This window comes from Rhodopirellula sp. SH410, from assembly GCF_055811895.1.
The window spans coordinates 6,477,685-6,503,512 of the sequence record NZ_CM147949.1 but is presented as its reverse complement, the minus strand read 5'-3'; the positions used below and the strand labels follow the sequence as shown (position 1 = coordinate 6,503,512).

Annotated in this window: 20 protein-coding genes; 13 read left to right on the top strand and 7 right to left on the bottom strand. The window is 59.3% G+C overall.

Annotation, left to right across the window (positions count from 1 at the left end):
* Positions 1 to 43 precede the first annotated feature (43 nt).
* Positions 44 to 466, bottom strand: a complete 423-nt coding sequence (locus tag SH410x_RS23740) for a DUF2780 domain-containing protein (RefSeq protein WP_473671368.1) — start codon at positions 464 to 466, stop codon at positions 44 to 46.
* Between the two features lie 324 nt (positions 467 to 790).
* Between SH410x_RS23740 and SH410x_RS23735 the strand changes: the two genes are divergently transcribed.
* The 6 genes from SH410x_RS23735 to SH410x_RS23710 all read left to right on the top strand — a co-directional run bounded on the left by SH410x_RS23735 (position 791) and on the right by SH410x_RS23710 (position 5,878).
* Positions 791 to 1,216, top strand: coding sequence for an RNA-binding regulator (locus SH410x_RS23735; RefSeq protein WP_473671366.1), 426 nt, complete (start codon positions 791 to 793; stop codon positions 1,214 to 1,216).
* 259 nt (positions 1,217 to 1,475) lie between these two features.
* Entirely contained in the window at positions 1,476 to 1,673 is a 198-nt protein-coding gene (locus SH410x_RS23730; RefSeq protein WP_473671364.1) for a hypothetical protein, read from the top strand.
* Positions 1,674 to 1,840: 167 nt separating this feature from the next.
* The gene (locus SH410x_RS23725) at positions 1,841 to 2,977 is read left to right on the top strand and encodes a DUF1559 family PulG-like putative transporter (protein ID WP_473671362.1); all 1,137 of its coding nucleotides are present in this window, start codon (positions 1,841 to 1,843) and stop codon (positions 2,975 to 2,977) included.
* Positions 2,978 to 3,149: 172 nt separating this feature from the next.
* Positions 3,150 to 4,292, top strand: coding sequence for a dGTP triphosphohydrolase (dgt, locus tag SH410x_RS23720; protein ID WP_473677386.1), 1,143 nt, complete (start codon positions 3,150 to 3,152; stop codon positions 4,290 to 4,292).
* Positions 4,293 to 4,439: 147 nt separating this feature from the next.
* Entirely contained in the window at positions 4,440 to 5,441 is a 1,002-nt protein-coding gene (locus tag SH410x_RS23715; protein ID WP_473677385.1) for a PIN/TRAM domain-containing protein, read from the top strand.
* 107 nt (positions 5,442 to 5,548) lie between these two features.
* Positions 5,549 to 5,878: a co-chaperone GroES gene (locus SH410x_RS23710; protein ID WP_473671360.1), complete on the top strand. Its 330-nt coding sequence runs from the start codon at positions 5,549 to 5,551 to the stop codon at positions 5,876 to 5,878.
* Between the two features lie 3 nt (positions 5,879 to 5,881).
* Here SH410x_RS23710 and acpS read toward each other — a convergent pair whose 3' ends face one another.
* The 4 genes from acpS to SH410x_RS23690 form a co-directional block, all read right to left on the bottom strand.
* Entirely contained in the window at positions 5,882 to 6,283 is a 402-nt protein-coding gene (gene acpS, locus SH410x_RS23705) for a holo-ACP synthase (RefSeq protein WP_473671358.1), read from the bottom strand.
* A 4-nt stretch (positions 6,284 to 6,287) separates the two neighbouring features.
* A complete protein-coding gene (trpS, locus tag SH410x_RS23700) occupies positions 6,288 to 7,250 on the bottom strand; it encodes a tryptophan--tRNA ligase (protein ID WP_473671356.1) in 963 nt (320 codons plus the stop codon).
* Positions 7,251 to 7,453: 203 nt separating this feature from the next.
* Positions 7,454 to 9,067: an amidophosphoribosyltransferase gene (locus SH410x_RS23695; protein WP_473671354.1), complete on the bottom strand. Its 1,614-nt coding sequence runs from the start codon at positions 9,065 to 9,067 to the stop codon at positions 7,454 to 7,456.
* A 102-nt stretch (positions 9,068 to 9,169) separates the two neighbouring features.
* Positions 9,170 to 10,777, bottom strand: coding sequence for a sodium/glutamate symporter (locus SH410x_RS23690; protein ID WP_473671352.1), 1,608 nt, complete (start codon positions 10,775 to 10,777; stop codon positions 9,170 to 9,172).
* Between the two features lie 463 nt (positions 10,778 to 11,240).
* Between SH410x_RS23690 and SH410x_RS23685 the strand changes: the two genes are divergently transcribed.
* Positions 11,241 to 14,348, top strand: coding sequence for a hypothetical protein (locus SH410x_RS23685; protein WP_473671350.1), 3,108 nt, complete (start codon positions 11,241 to 11,243; stop codon positions 14,346 to 14,348).
* Between the two features lie 268 nt (positions 14,349 to 14,616).
* On the opposite strand, the gene fusA is transcribed toward SH410x_RS23685, so the two are convergent.
* On the bottom strand, positions 14,617 to 16,704 hold the full coding sequence (gene fusA, locus SH410x_RS23680) for an elongation factor G (RefSeq protein WP_473671349.1): 2,088 nt from the start codon (positions 16,702 to 16,704) through the stop codon (positions 14,617 to 14,619).
* Between the two features lie 494 nt (positions 16,705 to 17,198).
* Between fusA and SH410x_RS23675 the strand changes: the two genes are divergently transcribed.
* The 3 genes from SH410x_RS23675 (at position 17,199) to SH410x_RS23665 (ending at position 20,607) form a co-directional block, all read left to right on the top strand.
* Positions 17,199 to 18,113 carry a purine-nucleoside phosphorylase gene (locus SH410x_RS23675; RefSeq protein WP_473671347.1) on the top strand — a complete coding sequence of 305 codons (915 nt, stop codon included), beginning with the start codon at positions 17,199 to 17,201 and terminating at the stop codon, positions 18,111 to 18,113.
* Positions 18,110 to 18,862 carry a tributyrin esterase gene (locus SH410x_RS23670; RefSeq protein WP_473671345.1) on the top strand — a complete coding sequence of 251 codons (753 nt, stop codon included), beginning with the start codon at positions 18,110 to 18,112 and terminating at the stop codon, positions 18,860 to 18,862. The genes SH410x_RS23675 and SH410x_RS23670 overlap by 4 nt, the downstream gene beginning before the upstream one ends.
* Positions 18,863 to 19,095: 233 nt before the next feature.
* Entirely contained in the window at positions 19,096 to 20,607 is a 1,512-nt protein-coding gene (locus tag SH410x_RS23665) for a trypsin-like peptidase domain-containing protein (RefSeq protein WP_473671343.1), read from the top strand.
* A 445-nt stretch (positions 20,608 to 21,052) separates the two neighbouring features.
* On the opposite strand, the gene SH410x_RS23660 is transcribed toward SH410x_RS23665, so the two are convergent.
* Positions 21,053 to 22,288 carry a glycosyltransferase family protein gene (locus tag SH410x_RS23660; RefSeq protein WP_473671341.1) on the bottom strand — a complete coding sequence of 412 codons (1,236 nt, stop codon included), beginning with the start codon at positions 22,286 to 22,288 and terminating at the stop codon, positions 21,053 to 21,055.
* 269 nt (positions 22,289 to 22,557) lie between these two features.
* Here SH410x_RS23660 and rfbF point away from each other — a divergent pair, with 269 nt between their 5' ends.
* The 3 genes from rfbF (at position 22,558) to SH410x_RS23645 (ending at position 25,756) form a co-directional block, all read left to right on the top strand.
* Positions 22,558 to 23,379, top strand: a complete 822-nt coding sequence (gene rfbF / locus SH410x_RS23655; protein WP_473671339.1) for a glucose-1-phosphate cytidylyltransferase — start codon at positions 22,558 to 22,560, stop codon at positions 23,377 to 23,379.
* A gap of 110 nt (positions 23,380 to 23,489) precedes the next feature.
* Positions 23,490 to 24,572, top strand: coding sequence for a GDP-mannose 4,6-dehydratase (locus tag SH410x_RS23650; RefSeq protein ID WP_473671337.1), 1,083 nt, complete (start codon positions 23,490 to 23,492; stop codon positions 24,570 to 24,572).
* The gene (locus SH410x_RS23645; protein WP_473671335.1) at positions 24,470 to 25,756 is read left to right on the top strand and encodes a class I SAM-dependent methyltransferase; all 1,287 of its coding nucleotides are present in this window, start codon (positions 24,470 to 24,472) and stop codon (positions 25,754 to 25,756) included. Before SH410x_RS23650 ends, SH410x_RS23645 begins: the two co-directional genes overlap by 103 nt.
* Positions 25,757 to 25,828: the final 72 nt, after the last annotated feature.

The following is a 25,828-nucleotide window of genomic DNA, read 5'->3' as shown; positions in this document are numbered from 1 at the left end:
TGGCGATCGACTAGCGATCGATCAGCGATCGATCAGCGATCGATCAGCGATCGGCGCCGCCCAGCAGGGGTTTCAGCATGGGCAATTTGGCTAGGAGTTGGTTCACGACATCGTCGCCGAGTTTCTCGCGGAGGAACTGGAAAACCATCTTGAGCAGCGGTCCGATTTTGTCAGCATCGATGCCCGTGCTGGCCAAGGCAGTGGCCATTTCGATGCCCGCTCCTGATTTGCCTCCGAGCATGGATGAAACCGTGCCGGCGAGTTTGCCGAGCAGGCCGTCACCGGCGGCTGGTTCGGGGGCCTCCTCGGCGGCTTGATCGGCGCCCGCCACGGCGTCTGAAACCTGGCCGAACAATTCGGGCCCCGCTTGGCTCTTGAGCAGCGCCATGACTTTGCTCAGAGCCGCTTGGGCGGTCGCGGGGTCGACGCCCAGTTGGCTGCTGATGAGTTTGATCAATTCGTCCATGGGATTTGCTTGGGGCAGAGGAGGATTTGGGGGGTCAACCTTGACTCGATGAGCTCGCATCCCAGCTGCACGGACGAACAGGGGTGTCGCCGGGCAGCCTGATTGTCGGGCCGCGAGCGCCCACATTCAATACTCTGTCGACGCGAAAGGGCTGGATTTTGAAGAATCCGGCATTGACTGACGCCCCCCTTTGGTTCACGCTTGCCTGCTAGTGGAGCACCACACTCTCGGCGGTGTGTTACTTTTGGAAGTGTTTTCCAGTAATTCCGCCTTGAATGCGAGAGGCATTTTGTCTCGTTGGTGACGATTCGTAAGGTTAGTTTTGTGACGAATATTTATGTAGGGAACCTGTCGTTCTCAGCAACCGAAGATGACCTTCGGGGGGCATTTGAGCAGTACGGCGAAGTGTCGGCTGTCAACATCATCATGGATCGGGAAACGGGCCGCAGCCGTGGCTTCGCGTTTGTCGAAATGGCGGAAGCCGAGGGTGCGAAAGAAGCGATTGAACACCTGGACGGTCAATCGATTGCTGGTCGCAACGTGACCGTCAATGAAGCTCGTCCCCGCGCTCCCCGCACTGGCGGCGGCGGTGGTGGTGGTGGCGGCTACGGTGGCGGCGGCGGCGGTGGCCGCAGCGGTGGTGGCGGCGGCTACGGCGGCGGCGGTGGCGGCCGCAGCGGTGGCGGCGGCGGCTATGGCGGCGGCGGCGGTGGTGGCTACGGCGGTGGTGGCGGTGGCGACCGCTACTAGGCCCCCCTACTCAGACATTCATATTTTATGAATACGACAACGGGACAAGCTGGAAAAAGCTTGTCCCGTTTTTCGTGCGCCATCCTATTCTTGGCGTGTGCGATCACGTGGTTTTGATTAGGATGACTGCCTTAGCGTGCTGCACGTTGGCCACAACGTGGCACGGACTTCTTGGGCGGATCGCCGCAACGGGGCTTCGGCCTGTGCGGCGGGCACTCTCCGCCGTTTTTCCTGTCTCCCGGTTTGGAACGGCTACGTCATGAAACGATTGATTCCTAAGGCCGTCTCGGCGTTGGTTCTCAGTGGGATCTTGGGCATCATTGGTTGTGGTGGCTCGACGGAGAATCGTGTCGCCGCGCCCCCGGAACACCCGCCGACTGCGGAAGAATTAGAGGCCCAGTCCCAGGAATATGCTGCGCAGGAGAAAAAGCTGCGGGAGCGGGACCGTCGCAACTGAGGAACTACTTGTGAATTTCCTGCGTAAGGTAGATTGAAAAATCTTAGTTTTGCGAGTTCATTTGGCCCGTCTGGCGATGGAATGAAAATCGAATCTTGCAACCCATCGATAGATTAAGATTGCGGTCATGGCGATTGCCACAATTCTTGTCCAGTTCAGGTGTTTCTATGAATCGTAGTCCAGGGAGTCGAGGCGGCTTCACCCTCGTAGAGCTGCTGGTCGTCATTGCGATCATCGGCGTGCTTGTGGGGCTGCTACTGCCGGCTGTTCAGGCTGCGCGGGAGGCGGCACGCCGGATGAGCTGTAGTAATAACTTCAAGCAAATCGGGTTGTCGCTCCATAACTATCACTCCGCCTACGAACAATTCCCTCAGCAATCCACGGGCACCTATTTCTTTTCGCCCACTAGCAATCAAAACACGCTGAGCTGGATCGTTGGAACTTTGCCCTTCGTCGAGCAGCAAGCTCTGTGGCAGCAGATCAGCAACCCGCTCGCTCTGAAATCCGACGGATCGGTCAGGTCGCCACCCTTCCCGGCGATGGGACCGGTGCCCTGGGACACCAACTACACCCCGTGGTTGACCACCGTCGGGGCCTTTCGTTGTCCCAGCGACCCGAGCGTCGCAACAGCGGGGCAAACCGGGCTGTCGAACTACGCGTGCTGTATCGGTGATGCGATGCAGACCACTCACGACGGGGGCGTCAACGCCATCGGTATCGTGACGGACGCGAGTGTGAAAACCCGCCTGCGGGGCGTCTTCGAGCCTCGCTACACAACCCATTTTCGGGACATTCTCGATGGTACCTCCAATACGCTGATGTGTGGTGAAATCGTGACGGATTTGGGGAACTTGGAAATTATCGGTCAGCCAAAGTTCAACCAGCAAGATCCTTTCTTTTTCGACCCGCAGCGTTGTTATCGCGACAACGTCAGCGCGCAGCGGCCGCAGTTTTGGACCAACGCCGACGATACGGGCGGTAGTGATCAGCGTCGTGGCAAGCGTTGGGCGGACGGGCGACCGATGTACAGTAGCGTCAATACGGTTCGCCCACCCAACAAGGAGAGCTGCCTGTGGGGCGGCGACGGCGCCGACGGCACGCTCACGATGGGCAGTCGCCACCAGGGAGGATGCCATATTTTGATGGCCGATGGTGCGGTCCGGTTCACGACCGAAAGCATCGAATCAGGCAACCAAAGTCGGGCGACGCTGCCTAAAGCGGGCGTCCCGGGTGAGGAGAGTCCGTACGGGTTGTGGGGGGCACTCGGGACCAAGGCCGGCCACGAAGTCGCGTCGCTGCCGTAACCGCTCGGCGGCGTCTCCCTCTTTCTTGCCGTGTTCTAGGGGGGAACCGATCCGGGGGGCGGTTGTTGTTGGCCTGGGCGTTTCTGCCGTTGCAAGTTACCCTAATTGTTCGTTCCCATGCCTCTCGCCTTTGCCAAGACCACCCGCAACCATCATGTCGACCGGCGGCCCCTTGATCGATTTGCGGAGATATGCCGATCGGGAGCACTTACTGCTCGCATCGTACGCGATGCACAGCAGTGATTCCGCTGGACGGGCGTATCACGAGCATCCACACGCATATCGGGGCCCATACGGACGCGACCGGGATCGGATTTTGCATAGCAGTGCGTTTCGGCGGTTGTCGGGAAAGATGCAGGTTTTTACGGGGGAGATGGGGACCTATCACCGGACGCGATTGACGCACACGTTCGAGGTGGCCTCGGTCGCCCGGACGCTCGCCCGCGTCCTCCGGCTCAACGAAGACTTGACCGAGGCGCTTGCGTTAATGCACGACATCGGGCACCCGCCCTATGGTCACTGCGGCGAGGATGTGTTGACCGAGTGCATGGTCGACGTGGGCGGGTTTTCTCATAATCAATTTGCGTTGACGATTGTCGAGCAGCTCGAGCAACGCTACCACGCTTTTGCGGGATTGAATCTGTCGGCCGAAACGCTTGCGGGGCAGGACATCCGGGCGCATAAATCCGAAGCTTCCGTAGGCCGTGCTCCCCTGTTGGAGGTCCAGATCGTCGATGCAGCGGATTCGATCGCCTATGACGCCCACGATGTCGATGACGCGTTGCAGATGGGGCTGTTATCGATCGACGGCTTGTCCGAACTCGCCATCATCCGCCGCGCCCTGCAGCGGGTGCGCGACAAGGCGGGAAATCTGCCGATCGGGCCCACCCGGCAACTGCTCGTCCACGAACTGATTGACTTGCAGGTCAGTGATTTGTTGCACCTGTCCGTTGAGCTACTGCAAACCGCACAGGGCATGTCGGCGGACCATGTCCGAGACGCCGGGCTTCGCGTCCATCACAGCGACGAGGTGGCCGACGAGCGGAGAGAACTGGAGCGTTATCTCTTCGATGCAGTCTACCGGCACCCGCGATTGCTTCCGGTGCGCGAGTCCGCCGCGCATCGAGTGCGAGTGTTATTCGACACGTTGACTCGAAACCCGAGTCGATTGCCACTTCGATTTCGGCGACGGGCGGAATCGATTCCGTTGGTGCGGGTTGTTGGCGAGTACATTGCCGGGATGACCGACCATTTCTGTGACCAGCAATTTGTGAACCTTGATCACTCCGCAGCGGGTCCGCTGGCCGATTGGTGATCTTTTTTACATTGTCGAGTCCAAGTGCAGATAAACCCCTGGGCGTTTCGGCGGGAGCATTTACACTGTCTGGTGGCTCGTCACACCGTTTCCCTTCACTTTTCGCTACAGGTCGGCCCGCGTTTCGCACGTGGGCTGCAGGCATCCATGGCATTGATCGTTCTGCGACTGTTCTTTTTGTTGTGCGCCGGCGGCGTCTCAGCAATCATCAATTCCTCGCTTCCCAGCGGGGGACCAGCGGCTCTGCCGTGGCTGAACTTCATTGCCATCATGGGTTTGTCGGTGATCATGGTCGTGGTGGATATTTATCTCCCTCGAAAACGCATCGACACGATCACCTCGATCTATTTCGGCGTGCTGATCGGCGTGCTGCTGACCTATATTTTGAGCATCGCAGCAGCTCCTCTGCTCGAGTATTTGGGAAGTGTGGATCAAGCTCGCTTGGTGCTGGGAATCTGCCTGTGTTACATCTGCACGTCGGTGCTGTTGCAAACCAAGGACGACTTTCGGTTTCTGATCCCGTACGTCGAGTTCGTACGCGAGGTCAAGGGTTTCAAGCCTCTGATTTTGGACACGAGTGTTGTCATTGACGGCCGCATCGCCGACCTCGTGGCCACAGGCGTTTTCGACAATCAATTGATCATGCCACGGTTTGCCTTGAGCGAGTTGCAGGCGATTGCCGATAGCAGCGATAAACTGCGGCGCACGCGCGGCCGGCGAGGGCTCGATGTGCTCAACCGTTTGCGGGCTGACGAGAACGTTGACTTGCAAATTTTTGATCGCGAACTGCCCGAACTCGCAGGCCAGACGGTCGATCTTAAGCTCGTTTTGCTGGCCAAGCATCTCGAAGGGAAAGTCGTCACGGGCGATTTTAATTTGAATAAAGTCGCGAAGGTGCAGGGCGTTCCCGTGATCAATTTGAACGAGATCAGCAACGCGCTTCGCCCCGTCTTCCTGCCCGACGAAACGTTCCGGTTGCGGGTGATCAAGCCCGGCGAAGGTCCCGAGCAGGGCATCGGATACCTCGACGACGGCACGATGGTCGTGGTCGAAGGTGGACGCAACAAGATCGGCCAAGAGCTCGATGTGCGTGTGACGAGCACGTTGCAAACCAACGCAGGCAAGATGATTTTTGCCAAGGTCGACTGATCCGCTCATCGACGAGCGATTTGCCCCCTTATGCGACTTCGTGTTTTGCCTTTATTCAGAAGATTGTCGCACAAGGTCCGCCCCCATTTCGGATAGGTTTTGAATTCATGTCCAAGAAAAAAGTAGCTCCCTCGACGTTCGAATACGTGGAACCCATCGGCGATCGGGTGCTCGTCCGCAAGGACGAACCCAAACGCGAAACCCGCGGTGGGATTGCACTGCCCGACGCCGCCGAAATCCCCACGATTACCGGGCGGATTGTGACGATCAGCGCCGTGGTCGAGCACGACGACGAGCTGCCGCTACGCCAGTACGACAAAATCCTGTTTCACCCTAAGAATGCGATCCCCGTGGACCTGGAGCACGACAATCAACTGTTCGTCGTCCCGGTCGATGACATCGTCGCGGTCTTCCGGCGCAATGCGCCCGAGGAGTGAGGGCTAGCTCTCGTCCTCCGGTGTATCGTCCTGCCATAAGATCACGTAGGCGATCGCTTGCGTGCGGCAGCCACCGAGGCTGAGGTGGATCGTATCGACACCGGCATCGAGTGCACGCTCGTGGGCGGTCCCCGATAGCGAGATGACAGGTCCGCATGGTGGGCGAGTTTGAATCTCAATCTCAGTCCACCGGACCCCTTTGCGGTGACAGTGCAGCGCCTTGTATACCGCTTGCTTGGCTGCCCACCGGCGGGCGAAATGGCTGGTCGCGTCGGGCAGTTGGGCACAGTGATCAATTTCGGACGGCGTGTAGACGCGTTCGAGAAATTGCTCGCCGTGCTGTTGGATCATCTGTGCAATCCGCGCGCATTGCACAATTTCCGTTCCGACCGCCACAATCGCCATGACGTCACCTTAGCCCGCATGCCGAACGCGCTCGATCGAGGACACCGCCCGCAACTTCGCGGGCCCGCAGAGCACCCGCTGAGAGGACGTCTCGCACGGTATCGAGGTCCTTGCTGAGTTCCTCGCGTCGCTCCCTCGCCTCCGCGAAATACGCTTCGCTGGCGTCGGCAACCGCTTTCTTGATCTCCCCATAACCAAATCCACCGGCCCGATACTTGGCCGCCATCGCGGCGATTTCATCGGGCGAGGCGAACAAGCGATAGAGATCAAAGAGGTGATCGCCCTCGGGATCTTTCGGCTCCTCAACCGGACGACTGTCCGTCACGATTCGCATGATCTGTTTGCGGATCTTCTTGACGTCACCAAACAGGGGCAACGTGTTGTTGTAGCTCTTGCTCATCTTCTGGCCGTCGGTGCCGGGGACCCGGGCGCCCACGTCGAGCGTTTTCGCTTTGGGCATGACGAAGGTCTCACCGAAGGTGTGGTGAAAACTGCCCACGAGATCCCGGCAGACTTCAATATGCTGGATTTGATCGGCGCCGACCGGCACGATTTGGGAATCGTAGGCAAGGATATCCGCTGCCATGAGAACGGGGTAATTGAATAAGCCCGCGTCCGCATTGAGCCCTTTCTCCTTCTTGTCTTTGTAGGCGTGGCAGCGCTCGAGCAATCCCATCGGCGTGCCGGTCATCAACAGCCATGTCAGTTCCGTCACCTCGGGAACATGCGATTGCACGAATAGCGTCGCTTGGCCGGGATCGAGACCGAGGGCCAGCATATCCAGGGCGATATCGAGCGTGTTCGCGCGAAGCTCTCCGGGATTGCGTACCGTGGTCAGTGCGTGCAGGTCGGCAATGAAATAGAATCCATCGTTGTCGTCTTGCAGGTCGATGTATTGGCGGATGGCACCAAAGTAGTTCCCCCAGTGAAGTTGACCGGTAGGTTGGATGCCCGAGAGTACACGCATGGAGTTACGAGGAAGCAGAGTGGGGGAGGGGGAGTTGGAGAGTGGAGAAGTTAAGTTGAGAATTTAAAACTGCAAATGATCCCTTGGTATTTTGCATTCTTAAAAACTTCTTTTTAACTTTTCAATGATTCGCTCGCTCACCGAGATTCCGTATCACGCAATCCGATGAGTCTTCGGCCTTTTTGACGGTCCAGAGAGCGGGACTAAGTCACGCCGACGGCGTGGGCGAGTTGCTCGTAGGTGCGTTGGTTATCGATTCGCGAACCACGATTGTCACAGGCGATTTGATATAAATGCTGGCCGATCGGGGTCGGGTACTTGCCCGTCACGCAGGCCTGGCAGAGTTGGCTCTGCGGCAAGTTAATCGCACGGGCGAGTGCTTCGACGGGAAGGTATTGTAGCGAATCGGCGCCGAGGTCGTCGGCGAGTCGCTGTTGGGCTTCGTCGGTCAACTCACCATTGAGCGAGAAGTACTTTGGCGCGATCAATTGGTCGATCGTGCTCATGTCGATCCCGTAGAAGCAAGGTGCCACAATGGGCGGGCAAGCCACGCGAACGTGAATTTCCCGGGCACCGCCCACATCGCGAATGCGATCGAGCAACGCGTTCATGGTCGTGCTGCGGACGATCGAGTCTTCGACCAGGATGACCCGTTTGCCTTTGAGTACTTCCCGCAATGGCGTGTACTTGGCCGCCGCTTTGGCCTTGCGTGCCCGCCCGCCTTCGATGAAGGTCCGGCCCGCATAGCGATTGCGAATCAAGCCTTCGCGGCAGGGGATCGACAATTCGTATGCCATCGAATCGGCTGCCGCTTTACTCGTGTCTGGCACCGGCACGATGATCGTATCGGGATCGTCTAAGGGCACGCGACCGAGCAAACGCTCGGCGGTGGCGAGTTCACGCCCGAGGTTCGTCCGCGTGAGGTAAACGCTCCGGTCATCCAGGGTGCTGGCCACGTTGGCAAAGTACACCCATTCAAAGAAGCAGTGTTTGGGCTCCTGGGGAGGAGCAAAGGCCTCCATCCGAAACCCATTTTCAGGGTCGATGATGATGGCATGGCCCGGTGGCAGCGATTTGATCTGATCGGCTTCGAAACCCAGATTCAACAGCGCCACGCTCTCACTCGCGGCCGCGAATAGTGGGCCCTCGTGGATGTAGCACATCGGTTTATTGCCCATCGGGTCGCGGGCAACGATCATTTCGCCCTCGGCCGTCAACAGCGCCAGCGAGTACGCACCGTCAAAGCCCTTGGTCGCCTCGCGTAGCACTTCGATCCACTCGAGTCGCCCGTGATTGGCCGACAGCAATCGAGCAAATTCATGCAGGAAAATCTCAGTGTCCGTGTCCAGCGTGAGGTGATGATCACCATCGGCGAGCAGTTTTTGCTTGAGCAGCGAGTAGTTCGCTAGTTGACCGTTAAAGCAAAAACTAAACCATTTTCGTTTGTGGATGTGTCGGCGTTCAAACGGTTGAGCGTAGTTTCGGTCGTCTTTGCCGCATGTGGCGTAGCGAACGTGCCCAATCGCTGCCCGACCGGCCAGCGATTTCATGAGCGCCTCGGCCTTGGCGCGATGGTTCAGTCGGAATACCTCGGTGACGGTACCCACATCGCGGCGGGTCTTCAGCAGCCCCGGACGATCGGGGTCGTAGGTGCTCATCCCCGCAGCGAGTTGGCCGCGGTTTTGGATGTCGAGCAACATCCGCGGCAATAGACGCGAGATATGTCGCGGGCCGTCGTCGGTGCAGATCGGGCTGCGCCCGCGACCGGACAGGTGATAAATCGCGGCGACGCCACATTCGTGGTTCAGTTCGGCCATGAAACAAGTGTTCGCAAAATAAGCGGATGGCTGACAGTTCGATAACAGCCCATTGAGTTTACCGGCATTGCGATAGAACGCAATTCAATGTTGCTGCCTAGACTACCTATTTTCGGACACGGTCTCATCTGCAGACCGGGTTTTAGCGTTTGCGGACGCAGCAGCAACTGTGCGTCGTGATTTCCAGCTCACCCCCCACGCCACGAGTCCACACAAAACCACCGTCATGCCGACCGCGGAAACGCCAACGGGGACTCTTTCGAGCAGCAGGAGCGGCAGCCCCACCGTGATCATGCCACCGCCGACGAAGGGCGCTGAGAGCGGGGCGGCCAACGCGTACTGCTTGGCCGCCGGCGTTTCCAGGTCGGGATCGACCACCCTCAGCAACACGAATCCGGTGGCCGTCGTGCCGGTCGACATCCCGAAATTGATCAATCCCAGCTCGAACCAGTGGCTCTCGGGGAGGATTTTTCGCGATAACACGAGCAAACAGATCGTGGACCAGATCGCACCGCCCAAGAAAAGTCCTAACATCGGCGCCCACAATGACGCCACCACGGCCAAATTCAGGGTCGCCACCGCAGCGACGACCAGTAAATCCATGCTCGAACCGACCAATCGCTGGATGCGTTCGTGGTCAATCCAGTGCTCCCCGGCGGCACGCACGATTGCGAAACGCACGATCGCGCCGCCGAACAGGGTGTAAATGAACAGCGGGAATGAGCCCACCACGGACGCCACGCGAAGCCGATCTCGCAGGACTTCGTCTCCAGCGGTGCCCGCTCGCTCGCTGCTGAACCAGCCTGCGGTATCGACCAGCGTGGCCACCTGATCGACGGCAAACTGCAGGCCGACGCCCACGGCAAAGGCGAGCATCAACCACACCAGTTGCAGTAACAGCGGATCGATGGCGTCCGAAGGCGGCAGCGGGCGAGGCGGAACGCTGGTTCGGCCACGGGGCGAGGGGACTTCTGCGACTTCTTCGCGGCGCATGTCCGCTGGCGCTGACGGATCAGGCGGCGACGCCGAGGCTACCCAGCCGCAGCGCACGCCCACCTCAATCCACAGGATCCCCGAAACCAAGCCGTAGACCAGCCCTGAGGTCGCCATCAGCACGCCCAGATCCAAGCCGTTGTCCATCGCGATGCTGGGGTGAGCGAGTACGGTGCCCATGGCTGCCGCGGTGCCATGGCCGCCCGCGAAACCGGTTTCAATCAACATGCCTGCGGAGGCTGGTAGCGAAAACTGGGGGCCGATCCACCACCACACCAGCATCAATCCGATCGCCGTTTGACCGATCACAATTATCCAAACCATCAGTGCCTCGCGGGCGACAGGCGAGAATCCCTCGCGGTCGCCGTGGTGCAGGTTTTGATCGGTGTCCGTTTGACGATCGCCTGGTCGTCCAGTCACAGCCCGCTGAGGTGATTTGCTCAGCAGCATCCCCGCGAACACGACCGCGATCAACCAACTCGGCCAGGACCGCAGATTCGTCATCGAATCGAGGTGAAATGACTCGATCGCCGAAGGCCACGCGGTCGCCGGAAACTCCGCCTCAAATACTCCGGCGAGGATTTGGGAAATGACCAGCCCGATCGCCCCAGCGATCAGCGAAGCGGGGATTCTCGCGGTCGCAAAAACGCGAAACCGTGAGCGCAGCCCCACGCCGAGGCACAGCAACACGGCGGTGAAAACGACAGCGCCTAGCATGGGCCTGGTGAGAAAAAAGGTTGGGTGAGTGATGAGTCATTTGTCGGCAATGGTTTCCACAAATTCACCCTCCCCGGGCGAAGATGCTGTCAGTTATACACCAATGTCTTTCCAATGAAGGCGTCTCCGCCAATCGCTGGAGGTCGTGCGAAGCGACTGCGACCGGCATGGGGACGCTAAAAGGTGGCGGCTGCCCATGCCCGGCGGGACCCGATTCGTCGCAGTGTCCAGGAAACGAGACGTGTCCGATTCGGGTCACCGGGCGGCTGTTTCGCGATGCTGGGCGTAGGATCGCTATCTCCCTCGCAAACGGAACTACTCACCGCTGACATGCGTCCGTATCATGGAAGGAATATTCGTGTCCTGCTGTCCGGTTACCTACATTAGAATAGGTTGTCGCCGTCCTCGGCGGCAACGAAAACGATACATCGCCGCTCTTGATCCCTTAAATCGTCTGCATCTCATGTCCCGAAGTTTCGCCGCACTGTTACTGACGTGGACGATCCTGATCATTGGAAGTGCTGCGCCGAGCGCATCGATGGCCCAAGGGCAGTTGGGCTCCGACCCGATGGTCACCTACTACCAGGCGTTACAGGCGTATCGTGATGGTGACATTGAAAACGCGGTGCGTGGCTTTGAGGCGTCCGAGCGGGGGACCCGCACCGACCCGGGCGGCAAGTGGATTGATGCGATTCCCGCTCGCGTCATGCTCGCCGAGTGCTATTGGCAGCTCGGCCATCTGCCCGCCTGTCGCGCCAACCTTGATGCCGCAACCGGGATTGCGATCCGCAGTCGCGGCTGGATCGGTAGCTTGGATTTCTCGGCCCTCAACACAGGCGCACGGGTCGCTGCGACAGGAAATCTGTGGCCGGAGGTGGCTGCCGTGCAGATTCTATCCGTGCCGACGAAGCTTCCCTTGCGCGCCGGTCAGGCCGTCACGGAACAATCACTCGCTGCCGGCGGTGTGATCACCCCGCCGAATATCAAGAGCATTGACGCTGTGGAGATCATGCGTTGCCTGGCGATTGCGTCGCACCGTCGGCGCGTTTTGCTGGGGCCACTCGCCGCGGACGACATCAGTGGCAGTGAACTGCTCGAAGCAACGAAACGGCCCACCGGGCTGAGCCATCCGTTGGCCGAGAGTTTGTTGAACACGATGCGCGGCTGTGAGTACTTTGCGACCGGGGAAGACAAAACGGCCATCGACCGGGCGAGCAAATACGCTTCCCCCGGCGGGGTTCATCCGCTCACGCCGGTGTCGATGCTGTGCGCCTTGAAGGTTTCTGCAGCGGGTGGCGATTTTGGTGAGCTGAGTGGGGATTTGCGTCGGTCGCTCGTCAATGCCACACAACAGATCGTGAACGCCGCCGCCGCTCTGGGGCAGTACGAATGGATTGGCGAGGCGTTGCAAGTGGCCGTTGGTGTCGCCGACGACGTGCAGCTCAGCCGGGTCGAGCAGACGGCGATGATGGCGGGGCGAGCGCTGGTCCAGCGTTCGCGTCTGGCGTCGCTGCACTGTTACCTCGTTGCCGCCGATGCAGCCGTTTCGGCGGGCCGCGTGGAGCCCGCTGCCGAGCATCTGCAGACCGCTCTGGCGCTGACGGGGCGACGCGATATCCAGATGCCGCGGTTGCAAGCCTACAGTGCATACATTGGCGCGAGGATCGCTGCCAAACAGGGGCAATCGATCGGCATGGTCATGGGCGGTGAAATGACCTCGGCGCTCACGGCGATGAACAGCTTTATACTCAATGGACGAAACCAACGCCGCCCGATCATATCGATGCCCTTTCTCTACCAAGTCGACATTGTGATGGCGAGTATGAGCGGCAACGTCGGCAATCAATCGGCCAAGCGGATTCTCGGTGCCTACGCGAGCCCCACGGGGATCGGGCTATGGCGTCTTGATCCGCTAAATGCTCTGGCAGCGATCAATTTTGACGACTCGGCTCTCCACGCGGCCCTGCTGAGACTGGCATCGCTCGAGAATGATGGGACGGGAGTCCTGCAGCAGACCGACCGGTTGCTCGCCAAGCGGTTCACCAGCCAGCTTCCCCTGCAGGGGCGTTTGTTGCAATTGCAGACGCTCGCGTCGGTATCGACCGAATCGATGTGGCCGTCGGTCCGTCAATCCATGGCAGCTCCGGTGCCCGCCCTCAAGCGAGTGCGCGAGCTGACACAGGCGTCGCTCATCGTTCCCGCACCGGTGGCAGTCGCGCCGGCAGCCAAGGGCGATCCAGCCGCGATGGGGGCGGAATGGGGAGCGGTGCGTTCACTCGCCGATGCCCAGGTGATGGAAGCCCTCGTGAGCGATTTGGCGCTCTCTCGCATCGGGGTGCCGGAAGTCAATCCGCCGCGCGTCGCCACCACCGACGCGGCCGAGATTCCCGCCGGCACGGTGCTGCTGACCTTCGTCGTCGACTCCGGCCGCATTATCGCGTCGGCTTCTCGCGACGGCGCCACGCGGACCTGGGTGGTTCCGGGGGCGAGCCGTTTGCCCGCCATGATCAGCCGCTTGCTGCTGGATATCGGCGCCTCGCAATCACGCGGGAAACGCTTGCCCGATGATGACACCAACTGGAAAGCCACGGCAGCTAAGATTCACAGATTCCTCTTGCCACCGGATTCAGGCTGGTCCGAAAAGGGGCTGGAGAAGATTATTGTGGTCCCTGATGGCCCTCTGTGGTATCTCCCGTTTGAGCTCCTGCCGCTCGGCACCATTGCCGAGAGCAACGGTACCGGTAGCGCCGAGGATGGCGAAGACGGCGAGGGCGCGGGCGAGGATCCCGGTGAGCCCAAGCCTGGATCGCTATGGGCCGATGCCGTTGAAGTGCAGTACGCACCCACGCCGGGGCTCGCCCTCAGGAACACCGGAGCCGCAACCTCCGCGGAGCGGATCGCGATGATCGTGGGGAATTTCTTTGCCGTTCGAGATGCGCAGGCCAACGAGTCGATGGTCCGCGACGTCATGCAGACCGCCGATGACGCACTCGTCAGCTCCCTGGCGAACGCGCCTCCGACGGATCGGATCGGGCTCAATATCGGCCATCTCATCGTGGCGGCTCCCGTCACGCCCAACCTGAACAGCCCGCTCTCTACCCAGATCGTGCCGGTCGATAGCACTGCAGGACGGGGAGGAGGTGGTGTGGATTCCCTTCGCGACTGGATTCAGTTCCCAGCGAGTGGTCCCCAGTCCGTCTTCCTTCCGGGGCTGCGCACCAGTGCGGCAACGCCCAAGCTCGGTGACGGCGCCGAGTTGTTTTTCCCGATGATTTCACTGCAGGCCTCGGGCGTTCGGGAGGTGGGCCTGAGCCGTTGGGCCACCGGCGGGGCGTCGGTGGCAACGGTTTTGTCCGAGGTCGTCAATGAAGTCCCCTACACGTCGCTGGCCGCTGCGATTCGGCGGGGCACCGTGATGCTGCGGCAAGCCGAGCTGTCCTTGTCCCGCGAGCCCCTGCTCGGAAAAGCGGACAGTGAGGCAATCGAACTCAGTGGCGACGAGCCGCTGTTCTGGGCCACCTATTTAAGCAGTGGCTCGCTCGAGCTCGCTCCGCCCACGAAAGAAAATTGACCACTCGATTGAGTGCTGGGTCTTCCATCTCTCTCGCTGGGTTCGCGATCGGCCGCCCGCGTGAACGGGTGCGTGGGGTTTCTCTTAAAAGTTGCGATCGAGCATCGCCAGAATGTTGGGAAGTGAGGTGCTCGACGGCGAGATTCTTCGGTTGCCGAACGTGCGGTTCGCCCGTTGTGAATTTCGCACCGGGGAGGTCGTGCGGCACAAAAAAAGCCGGGAACTTGCGTTCCCGGCTTTCGATCTCTGAACGTTCGGCAGTCCGTGGTTAGCGGGCTGCGGCGAGTTCGTCTTTCTTGCGTTCGGCGATAATATCCTCTTGGATATTACTCGGCGTTTGGCGATACATGGCCAGTTCCATCGTGAAGGTACCTTGGCCCTGAGTCATGCTCCGCAGGTCGGTCGCATAGCCGAATGTTTCGGCCAAGGGGACTTCGGCGATGATCACGGTCATGCCTTCGTTGGTATCGTTGCTGAGCATGAGCCCACGGCGGCGAATCACGTCACCGGTAACGGTACCTTGGAAGCCTTCGGGAACTTCGATTTCGATCTTCATGATCGGTTCGAGCAGTTTCGGAGCGGCCTGTTTGAAGTACTCACGGAAACAGCCTTGGGCGGCCGTATAGAACGCCTTTTCGCTGGAGTCGACTTCGTGGTAGCTACCGTCGGTCAATTCAATACGGGTACCGACCACGGGGTAATCGGCCACGGGGCCTTTGCCGAGGCTATCGCGGAAGCCCTTCTCAACAGCAGGGATGTACTGCTTGGGAATCCGTCCACCGACGACCTTCTCTTCGAACTCGAAGCTGTCTTCGCTGTCCGATTCGATGGGCATCAGGGTGCCCTTGATGTGAGCGAACTGACCCGAACCACCGGTTTGCTTCTTGTGCTTGTAATCGAAGCTGACGGTCTTGGTTGGGCTCTCGCGGTAGGACACCTTTGGCGCACCGACTTCGATTTCGACGCCATATTCGCGACGAATTCGTTCGATGTAAATTTCCAGGTGAAGTTCGCCCATGCCCGAAATCAAGATTTCGTTGGTTTCTTCGTCCGTATAGACGCTGAACGTCGGGTCTTCTTTGCGGAACCGCTGCAGGGCCTTGCTCATCTTGTCGCCGTCGCCGCGGTTGAGCGGATTGACAGCAATCTTGATGACGGGTTCGGGAACGAACATCGACTCGAGTGTGGCGTAGTCACGCTCGGTGCAGTAGGTATCGCCCGAGGCGCAATCGATGCCCATGACGGCGACAATGTCACCGGCCGAGGCGCAGTCGATTTCCTCGCGTTTGTCGCTGTGCATCCGCACGATGCGGCTGAACCGTTCCTTCTTGCTGGTCCGCTGGTTCGTGTAGGTTTCGCCCTTCTTGATGGTGCCCTGATAGACTCGCATGAAGGTCAATTGACCAAACGGATCTTCGAGAATCTTGAACGCCATGCCGACGAAAGGTCTCTCGGTATCGGGAAGAAGTTCGATCTTCCTGGTTTCGTCGGAAGGGTCTCGCCCGTAGATTTCCCGGTCCAGCGGGCTGGGGAGGTACTGCGTGATCGCGTCGAGCAACGGCTGAACGCCCTTGTTCTTGTACGCACTGCCCATGTACACGGGCGTGGCTCCGTTGAGGACGGCCTGACGCATGGTCTTGTAGATCATCTCTTTGGAGACTTCTTCTTCGCTGAGCAGAAGTTCCATGACTTCATCGCTGTAGTTGGACAGCGAGTCAAGCATCGCGATGCGGGCATCAGCGGCTTCGTCTTGCAAGTCAGCTGGGATTTCCGAGGTGATGACTTTCTCGCCTTGCTCCCCGTCGAAGGTGTATGCCTTCATCTCGATCAAATCGACGACGCCACGGAAGTTTTCTTCCCCGCCGATGGGGATTTGAGCCAAGAATGCGTCGGCGCCGAGTTTCGTGCGCAGTTGTTCGACGACGCGGCGCGGGTTCGCACCGGTGCGGTCCATCTTGTTGATGAATGCCAAACGCGGAATTTGATAACGTTTCATTTGCCGGTCGACGGTAATCGACTGGCTCTGCACGCCACCGACGCTGCACAACACCAGGATTGCCCCGTCGAGCACTCGCAGGCTGCGTTCGACTTCGACGGTGAAGTCCACGTGGCCAGGGGTGTCGATCAGATTGATGTGGTAGCCGTGATACTGAACGCTGGTTGCGGCGCTGGTGATCGTGATCCCGCGTTCCTTCTCCAGCTCCATATGGTCCATCGTCGCGCCGTCACCGCCACCGCGGACGTCTTCGATTTTGTGGATCCGTCCGGTATAGAACAGGATGCGTTCGCTCAGTGTGGTCTTCCCCGAATCGATGTGGGCACTGATACCAAGATTCCTGATTTTCTCCAACTTCATGCTACATTCACCTAGGCTGACGCACACACTCGATCGTTGAAACCCCGGGATGCAGCAAACGTCTGCATCAAGAAAAAACCGGCGGCTTGCGAGGCTGAACGCCTCGATCGTCGTGGTATGGAAGGTTAAAATTCAATTCACCATTAGGTGCGCGAAGCAGAAATATCGCAAAGGTGGGGCTAATCGAAAAGCCCAAAAGGAGTGAATCAGCCTGAGATTGTCTGCAATCGGCGGGCCACCGGTAGATATTCGACCGCTAGAAGACCGCTTGATTGCTGGTCTTGGCAGTGCCCGCAGCAAGGGGCATGGCCGGAAGGTGGTGTCTGTGGTTGGATATTTCACCAAGTGTCCATGACAAGACACCAACGCGTGCCCTTGGCTGCGGTCGAGGGCGGTTTCTGTTGCCGGGTGTCTAGGGGGGAGGCCACATCATCCACGGTGGGAAAATATTTCCGCTATCACGTCTTTTCATTCAACCCACAAGCCCCAGCTGCATGACACCCAACGCACGAGATACCTGTTCGGGGGATGTGAGTGAGGCCATTGGCTGTCTTCGCGGGAGGGCCGCAGACTGGTTTACTGACTCCGGGACGCCGCTGCTGGCTGTCGTGTTGGGCAGCGGTCTGGGCGGGTTGGCGGACGCGATTGAATGTGCCGCAACGATCCGCTTTGACGAACTGCCGGGGCTGCCCGCGGCCACCGCATCTGGGCATCGAGGTGAGTTCCTGTTGGGGCGATTCGCGGGCGTGCGGATCATCGCGATGGCGGGGCGACTGCATGGCTACGAGGGCCATGGCATCGATGCGCTCTCGCGAGGCATGGCGATATTGGCCGGTTTGCACCCCGCTGCTGTGATCGTGAGCTGCGCCGCCGGTGGGCTGAACCCTCGCTACCAAACCGGTGACCTTGTGATCATTGACGAACACATCCACCTCCTGCATGGTCAGATGGGGATCGCGGCGGTGACAGAGGGCGACACGGCAGGGCTGCGTAGCGGGCGTCCCACCTGTGACGCGTATTTCGCCGACATTGCCAGCCAGGTCGATCACGCCGCTGGAGAGCAGGGTCGCATCCATCGGGGGACGTACTTGGCCGTCAGTGGCCCGAACTACGAAACTCGCGCCGAGTGCCGGATGATGCGCGGCTGGGGGGCCGACCTGGTGGGAATGAGCACGGTCCCGGAAGTCGTGTTGTCGAGTCGCGCGGGATTGCGGACAATCGCAATTGGCGTGGTGACGAACATGGCCGTCCCCGATGCACCGACGACGGCGAGTCACGCAGACGTTTTGGCGGTCTCGTCACGGGCCGGTGCAAAATTAGAGCGGATTGTCGCCGCCATCGCCGCGTCTCTCGGTCGCGATCAACCGCGTCAGGGGCAGTCTTATCACGCTGGGAATGGATTGGCATGAACGAACTCGAAAAACCCGACTTCACATTCGACTTACTCAAAATGTCGCATGGAGAACTGCGTGAAGCGATTGCGGCAATCGATGTGGCGCCCCCGACCGCGATGCTGGACTCCTCGGCCGCCGAGGAGATCTTTCCACTGGTGCGATTGACCGGCTTGCAGCGTCAGGACGCCGCGTGCATGCGATGGGCAAACTGGGTGCGAGTGCATGCTGTGGGCGACCTTGGTGATTATGCGTTCGCGTCGTTTGCTGGCATGGATGTGCATCTAGAAGGCAATGTCGGCGATGGTGCTTGCGAGGGCATGCGGCGTGGCGTCGTGCGGATCACGGGCAATGCGGGGTGCGGATTGGGCGCCGCCATGATGGGCGGCACGCTCGCCGTCTACGGTTCGGCGGGGGACCGGGTCGGTGCGGCGATGCGTGGTGGGAGTATCTTTGTTCGCGGCGACGTCGGCGACGACACCGGCGCGGGTGCCTTGGCGGGCACCATCGTCGTGGGCGGCGACGCGGGTGTGGGGCTGGGCGACGGGCTCAACAATGTGACCGTTTTTTTGCGTGGCAGGGCGGCATCGCTGGCCCCCGGCGTGATCGACGTGCCGATTCGCAAACGCGAAGAGGTGCGGCTGGGGTTGTTGCTGATGAGTGCATCGATTCGCGGCAAACCCGGTGAATTTCGGCGGATCATTCCGGAGGCTCGCTGGAAGGCGGAGGAAGCCGGGGCGGGGGAGGTTCGCCCCAACTGGCGCTGAAGGCAAACACCGACTTTTTTGTGTTTTTTTCGCGTGAAACTCAAAAAAGTCTCAAGTTTGCGATCACGCGAATGCTTTGGGGTTGTGATCGATGTTGCCCATTGCGGACGATCCCAGCTCGCCACGGCGGACGCCCGGTGAAGCGGATGTGAAGGATCACGACCGCGACCACCACACCTGGATCCCGTTCGCCAGCGACACGCCTTTTCTCAGCGTCCAAGGAGGGACGAACTGTGCCGATTCGCTCATTCAATCTACGCGACCTAACAACACGCGCTCTGGCGTGTTCCGTCCCTTTGCTGCTGGCGTTTTTCGCCTGTGCGGGAACCGCGACGGCAGATTCGATTTTGCTCGAGTTTAGTTCGGCAAACTGCCCGCCCTGCCGAGCCATGCAGCCCGTCGTTTCGGAACTCATCGCCCGCGGCGTGCCGGTTCGCCAAGTCGATGTGCAAGCCGAGCCGCGGCTCGCCGAGCGATACCACATCCGCAGCACACCCACGTATGTGGTCGTGCAACGAGGCCGTGAGGTCACACGACTGATCGGAGCCCAATCCGCTGCGAGTCTGTACAAGGCGTTGCAGCAATCCCCCGGTGGCGAGATCGTCCCCACGCGCAGCCAGATCGCTGCTCCGCCGGCCCGCAGTTCGAGCATCCAGGACCCGCAAACTCGGCTGGCACCGCTCAACGCCCCTACCAACGCGCTGGCCCAATCGGCCAATCGAACCGTTCGACGCGAACAAGACGATCGCCCTGACGAAAACGACCCACTTCCCAGCGGCGATTCTTGGCAATCATTGGCGTCACTGACTTCCGCGGGAGTTGGCCCCACCAGCCCATCCCAGGGACGCGTCGTCGAAGCCATGCCGAGTGCCACGTTGGCCGATGCTGTGGAGCGTGCCCAAGCCGCGACCGTTCGACTGCGAGTGCATGACGGCCGTGGCTACGGCGCTGGCACAGGCACGATCATTGACGTTCATGGTGAAGAAGCCCTCGTGCTCACCTGCGGTCACCTTTTTCGGGACGGCGATGGCAAAGGCAAAATCGAAGTTGATATTTTTGTCGGGGGTCAGCCTCAAACCGTTTCCGGTCAATTGATTGACTACGACGCAGGCGACCGTGACATCGGCCTGGTAGCGATTCGCCCCGGCATGCCCATTGAGCCTGTCGATGTCGTACGCGAAAACGATGTCTTGAAAGTTGGCCAGACGGCATTTAGCTTTGGTTGCGATCGTGGTGACCCTCCTTCTCGGCGTGACACCCGGATCACGGGAGTGAACAAATACAATCAGGACATTGGCGGATCGAATCTCGAAATTTCCGGTGCACCGATCGACGGTCGCAGCGGTGGTGGATTGTTCGACGAGCGTGGACGTTTGATCGGTGTCTGCAACGCCGCGGATTACAAATCAGATATCGGCATCTACACCGGCCCAGGCTCGATTCACTGGCAACTCGACCGCGTGCAGTTGGCTCGCCTCTATCAGGCTGACCCGAACGAAACACTGGCCAGCGATCAGATCGGCTCCCTCGATCGCAGCGTGCCTGACGCGCCGAGTTCGCTCCAGTCGCCGATGGATCAGTTCGCCAGCACGGGTGCCGCCGAAGCATTCGCCGCCGAAACGGGTGATACCGAGATGATCGTGATCCTGCGAGATCGCAACGGCAACAGCCGCGAGCAAGTTCTCACCCTCCACCAGCCTGATGCACAGTTGGTCCGGCAGATTCGCCAAGCGGCAAATCATTGAATTTCTGCTCGCTAAGAGGAGCGTTCGGAAAATAAATGGCCGGGCGCTCCGCGGTCGGAATAGTCGACTGCGGAGCGTTCGGCCGCAATTTCAGACAATAATTTTCCGCACGTTCCTAAATCATTCCAACGCGTGCCCATCGGCGGCCGCGTTCGGTTAGCGAACATGGACCGCCACCCTCGCGGTTCATCCGATGAGAACCAGCCCAGAAAACAAGGCTCTTCAGCCCTGAATGGCTGGCGTCGGACCGTCCGATGCAACGCGCGGTGCCAGCTCAGCCCGCGAATCTGGCTGACTCACTGACCTCTCGGCGTGGGGGAATCAGTATTTCGTCACCGATTCAATCGGGATGGGGTGCTTCTCTTTCCACCCTCCGGAAACGCTCTCGGTCGTGATGGGAATGTTTATGAGGCGAGCGAATCACTGAGGTTCGAGTCGTCCCGACTCAGCCTGCCAAGCGTCTCGAAGCCGAAGTCTGAATCATGCCCCAAAACTGATGGCCAATACGCGAGTAGTCGAAGTGTTGCGCCCCCAGAAGGTAGCTCTTGGCCCCTAAAGAGGCGCAGTCACCATCGTTCTTCATGCGCGCAACCGCGGCGGGGAGTCCGTCGGGCGAGTCAGACGTGATGAAGGCATCTGGAAACTGTGACGTCCATTTAATCGCCGACGACGAGGGTGGGCCGCATACCAAAATCGGCAATCCCGTTGCCGTATAGTCCGTCAGCTTGCTCGGGAAATGGATTGTCATATTGAAACTGCTCTCCTCAAACGGAACAGGCAGAAACAACGCATCCAACTCCGCACGCAACAACGGGACAAATTGGGAGGTGGGGATGTACCCGCGAAACCGAAGGGGGAGGTCCTTGCTAAGGGTGGCCCGCAGATTCACACCCGGCGACAACCCGTAGATGTTGATTTGAGAATCCGCTCCAAACGTTTCCTGGATCGAGTGTGCGAGAGTCCGGATGATTTTCAGCGAGGAGTTGGAGTACACGCTGCCGAATAGCCCGATCGTGAATGGGGCATCGCCGCGGACTCGGATGGGTGCATGGGGCAGCCCCGAGACGACTTGGGAACGTCCCGGCAACAGAACGCTTCCTGCGACGCCGGTTCGTTCTCGGAAATACGCTTCCATATACGGCGAGACACACATTCTCGATGCCGCGGCGGCGTAAACGCCGAGGAAAGCGTTCTCAATCGCTAGCATTCTCGTCAGTGTTTTCGGGAATGTTTGGCGTGGGGAATCATGAACGATGAGATGCAGCGGGATGTTCAACTGCGTCGCGACGGCATCGGCGACGTACCACCCCAGCCCGTGTGCGACCGTCACGATTGCATCGGCATTCTCGCACGATCGCCGAACCCGTCGAATGGTCGAGTCCAAGAGTGCGTAGTTGACTAACCTCCCCACGCCACCAAAGCCGTTGCGAAGGAACTTCTGAGAAACGTACTTGACGTTTTCGTAGTGCGCCCCTGCGACGCGATTTTCGGGATGGGAGGCTCGTCCGAGCTCGATGATACGACACTGCGCCGCATTCACGCTGAACAGCCGATGCAAAACTGCCGAGCCATGGAAGGTTTCCTCCACGGGGACATCTCCCACATAGGCGATCCGGCAGTGGGTTCGGCTGCGATTTGCGGTGCCTTCGACGCAGGTATTGATACGGATGGTCGTGTTCATGGCTGTCGATTCAAACCTCATGCATCATTCCATAGGGGACCCGTCGCATGGCACACTGATTGGGCCCAGACGGTTTTTGGCATCCGTTGAGGAGGCGTCCAGCGCTGGCGAGGGCTTCGCCTCCGGAGGTCCAGGTATTCTAAATCGGCACGCGATGTCAAGAGATTGCCACAGGAATTCATCTTGCTCTATGAAGCGGAGTTGGCTATTTTTGCAATTCAGTCGCACTGAGGCGGCTTGTTTTGCCACTTTCGACAGGGATGGATTCCATGCAAGTAGTACTCCTTGCAGGCGGACTCGGGACTCGACTTCAAGAGGAGACGACCGCGCGCCCCAAGCCCATGGTTGAAATCGGCGGTCGGCCGATTCTATGGCATATCATGAAGAGCTTTGCTCGCTACGGGCACGATGACTTCCTCGTCGCGTGTGGCTACATGGGCGATTTCATCAAAAAGTACTTTCTGGATCAGTACAATCTTAGCGGCGATCTGAAAATTGATTTCGGTCGCGACATGATGCAGCGATCCGAGGCGGACATGGAATCATGGTCCGTGAACTTGGTCGATACCGGCTTGCACACCATGACGGGGGGACGTTTGCTGCGGCTGCAGGACAAACTTCGTCGCGAGACCTTCATGTTGACCTATGGTGATGGTGTCAGCGACGTGAACATCGACGAATTAGTGGCGTTTCACCGCCAGCAGGGACGCCTCGCCACGGTGACCGCAGTGCGTCCGCCGGCCCGCTTCGGCGGCTTGATCATGAACGGCGATTCCGTCGAACACTTCACCGAGAAACCCGTTGCCGGGGAAGGCTGGATCAACGGCGGATTCTTGGTCTTTGAGCCCGAGATCTTCAGCTACTTAAAGAGTGATCAATGCAGTCTCGAGGCCAACGCCCTCGAACAGGTCGCCGCTGCTGGGCAACTCGCTGCCTATCGACACGATGGGTTTTGGCAATGCATGGATACCCTGCGTGATAAACACTATCTGCAGCGACTGTGGGACTCCGGTGAAGCTCCTTGGCTGAACACCCTCGAGGAACACCACACGCGTCTGCGAGTGATGCCTGTGCGACGAGCGGTCGCGTAAGAGTCACAGCCGAGCACTCCACCTTTCTATCGTAACGCGAACTCAACCCACGCCGCCTCGGGACCACGCTCCTGCTTTGGCGATTCACCTCCACCAGCGAATTCTCCGCAATGGATCGTAATCTCGAAAACAGTGAGTCCTTTGATGCCAGTTTTTGGCAGGATCGTCGTGTGCTGGTCACCGGCGGTACGGGGTTGGTCGGTGGCTGGCTGATCAAACGTCTGCTCGCAGCTCGTGCTGACGTCGTTTGTTTAATCCGTGATTGGACGCCCCAGGCAGAACTCGTTCAAAATGGAACGATCGATCAGGTGACCGTCGTTCGCGGAGACATCTGCGATCAAGAATGCCTCGAACGTGTCCTGGGTGAGCATGAGATCGAAACGGTCATGCACCTGGCCGCCCAAACGATCGTTGGCATCGCCAACCGCAATCCGGTCTCTACGTTCGAAGCCAATATCGGTGGCACGTGGAAACTACTCGAAGCCTGCCGTCGATCGCCGCTCGTCAAACAGATCGTGATGGCTTCCTCCGACAAAGCCTACGGGGACGCCAAGGTGCTTCCCTACACCGAAGAAACACCGCTGGCAGGGATGCATCCCTACGACGTCAGTAAATCGTGTGGCGATCTCATCGCCCAAACCTACGCGAACACTTACGGCAGCCCCGTCTGTATCACGCGCTGCGGCAACTTTTACGGTGGGGGTGACTTGAACTGGAACCGTATCATCCCCGGGACGATTCGCAGCGCACTGCGTGGTGAGGCACCGATCATTCGTTCGGACGGTTCGTTCGTGCGTGATTACTTCTACGTCGAGGACGGCGCGGCTGCGTACATGCACTTAGCCGAACAGATGGCGTTGCATCCTGAGCTCGCTGGCGAAGCATTCAATCTCTCGACGGAGATTCAAGTATCCGTGCTCGACGTGGTGAAGAAAGTGCTCGGCGAGCTTGGTAGTGACTTGCAGCCCGTTGTGTTGGGGCAGGCTTCGCACGAGATCAAGCACCAATACCTCGACGCCGCCAAAGCACGCGACGTGCTGAACTGGCGACCGCTATATACTTTTGATCAAGGGTTACAGAGAACAATCCAATGGTACTCCAACTTTATCAACCACCGCTCAGCGACGCAGACGGCACCGACGCAGACAGCACCACAGAGACCTGCTGTCGGGGCTGTGGAGAGGGTCGCCTGAAACCGGTTCTTTCGCTTGGTTGTACCCCGCTGGCCAACGCCTTACTCGCCGAGGCGGATTTGGCCAAACCTGAAAAACAGTGGCCGCTTGACCTCGTCCGCTGTGAAGACTGCTCATTAGTGCAGATCACTGAAACCGTTCCACCGGAAAGCCTATTCAGCGATTACGCCTACTTTTCATCGTTTTCCGACACGATGGTGGCCCACGCAAAGCAGATCGCTACGCGCCTGGTCGAGGAACGCGAGTTGGACGAACACAGCCTTGCCATTGAAGTCGCCAGCAACGACGGGTACCTCCTGCAGTGGTACCATCAAGCAGGCGTTCCCGTACTCGGTATTGAACCGGCAAAGAACATTGCGGAGGTTGCCATTCGAGATCGCGGGGTCGACACCCTCTCGGAGTTTTTCGGGATCGAGGTTGCCACTCGCTTGGCCGCTGAGGGAAAGCGGGCCGACGTGATCCATGCGAATAACGTGCTCGCGCACGTGGCGGATCTTAACGGAGTGGTCGCGGGGTTCGCTGCACTCCTAAAGGAGAACGGCCGTGTTATCGTGGAAGCCCCCTACCTCGGTGAACTCATCGATCATGCCGAGTTCGACACCATCTACCATGAGCATCTCTGCTACTTTTCGCTGACCGCGCTGACCGAACTGTTCGCCAAACATGGATTGGACGTTGTCAACGTCGAACAACTGGCGATTCACGGCGGTTCGCTACGCATCTTCGCCGCTCACGCTGGCACGGCCGAGGTCCAAACCACCGTTCGCGATCTGCTTGCCGTGGAAGCCGGTTGGGTTTTTGACGAGGCACACTATGCCCAGTTTGCTAGCCGCGTCGAAACACTTCGGACATCACTGCTCGAATGCCTCTCCAAGCTAAAATCCGAAGGCAAGCGAATTGTTGTTTATGGTGCCTCGGCGAAGGGCAGCACGCTACTGAACTATTTCGGCATTGGCCGCGATTTGATCGATTATGTTGTCGACCGAAGTACCGTCAAACAGGGACGCTATACCCCTGGCACGCATTTGGCCATCCGCGCCCCTGAGCAATTAGTGGCGGACCAGCCCGACTATTGCCTGTTGCTGACCTGGAATTTTGCGGAAGAAATCATGCAGCAGCAGCAAACCTATCGTGACCGTGGCGGCAAATTCATCATCCCCATACCGGACGTCCGCGTCGCCTAAGGAACGAGTGAAAATAACTGGCTGAATCGGTGTCGAATGCTCTGCGGTCGACCATCCTTCGGGCACTTCCTT

What these genes read in the sequence shown, in the direction of transcription:
- SH410x_RS23740 (WP_473671368.1), bottom strand. Translation starts at nt 466, where the DNA reads ATGGACGAATTGATCAAACTCATCAGCAGCCAACTGGGCGTCGACCCC.
- SH410x_RS23730 (WP_473671364.1), top strand. Translation starts at nt 1,476, where the DNA reads ATGAAACGATTGATTCCTAAGGCCGTCTCGGCGTTGGTTCTCAGTGGG.
- SH410x_RS23725 (WP_473671362.1), top strand. Translation starts at nt 1,841, where the DNA reads ATGAATCGTAGTCCAGGGAGTCGAGGCGGCTTCACCCTCGTAGAGCTG.
- SH410x_RS23715 (WP_473677385.1), top strand. Translation starts at nt 4,440, where the DNA reads ATGGCATTGATCGTTCTGCGACTGTTCTTTTTGTTGTGCGCCGGCGGC.
- SH410x_RS23710 (WP_473671360.1), top strand. Translation starts at nt 5,549, where the DNA reads ATGTCCAAGAAAAAAGTAGCTCCCTCGACGTTCGAATACGTGGAACCC.
- acpS (WP_473671358.1), bottom strand. Translation starts at nt 6,283, where the DNA reads ATGGCGATTGTGGCGGTCGGAACGGAAATTGTGCAATGCGCGCGGATT.
- trpS (WP_473671356.1), bottom strand. Translation starts at nt 7,250, where the DNA reads ATGCGTGTACTCTCGGGCATCCAACCTACCGGTCAACTTCACTGGGGG.
- SH410x_RS23695 (WP_473671354.1), bottom strand. Translation starts at nt 9,067, where the DNA reads ATGGCCGAACTGAACCACGAATGTGGCGTCGCCGCGATTTATCACCTG.
- SH410x_RS23690 (WP_473671352.1), bottom strand. Translation starts at nt 10,777, where the DNA reads ATGCTAGGCGCTGTCGTTTTCACCGCCGTGTTGCTGTGCCTCGGCGTG.
- SH410x_RS23685 (WP_473671350.1), top strand. Translation starts at nt 11,241, where the DNA reads ATGTCCCGAAGTTTCGCCGCACTGTTACTGACGTGGACGATCCTGATC.
- fusA (WP_473671349.1), bottom strand. Translation starts at nt 16,704, where the DNA reads ATGAAGTTGGAGAAAATCAGGAATCTTGGTATCAGTGCCCACATCGAT.
- SH410x_RS23675 (WP_473671347.1), top strand. Translation starts at nt 17,199, where the DNA reads ATGACACCCAACGCACGAGATACCTGTTCGGGGGATGTGAGTGAGGCC.
- SH410x_RS23670 (WP_473671345.1), top strand. Translation starts at nt 18,110, where the DNA reads ATGAACGAACTCGAAAAACCCGACTTCACATTCGACTTACTCAAAATG.
- SH410x_RS23660 (WP_473671341.1), bottom strand. Translation starts at nt 22,288, where the DNA reads ATGAACACGACCATCCGTATCAATACCTGCGTCGAAGGCACCGCAAAT.
- rfbF (WP_473671339.1), top strand. Translation starts at nt 22,558, where the DNA reads ATGCAAGTAGTACTCCTTGCAGGCGGACTCGGGACTCGACTTCAAGAG.
- SH410x_RS23650 (WP_473671337.1), top strand. Translation starts at nt 23,490, where the DNA reads ATGGATCGTAATCTCGAAAACAGTGAGTCCTTTGATGCCAGTTTTTGG.
- SH410x_RS23645 (WP_473671335.1), top strand. Translation starts at nt 24,470, where the DNA reads ATGGTACTCCAACTTTATCAACCACCGCTCAGCGACGCAGACGGCACC.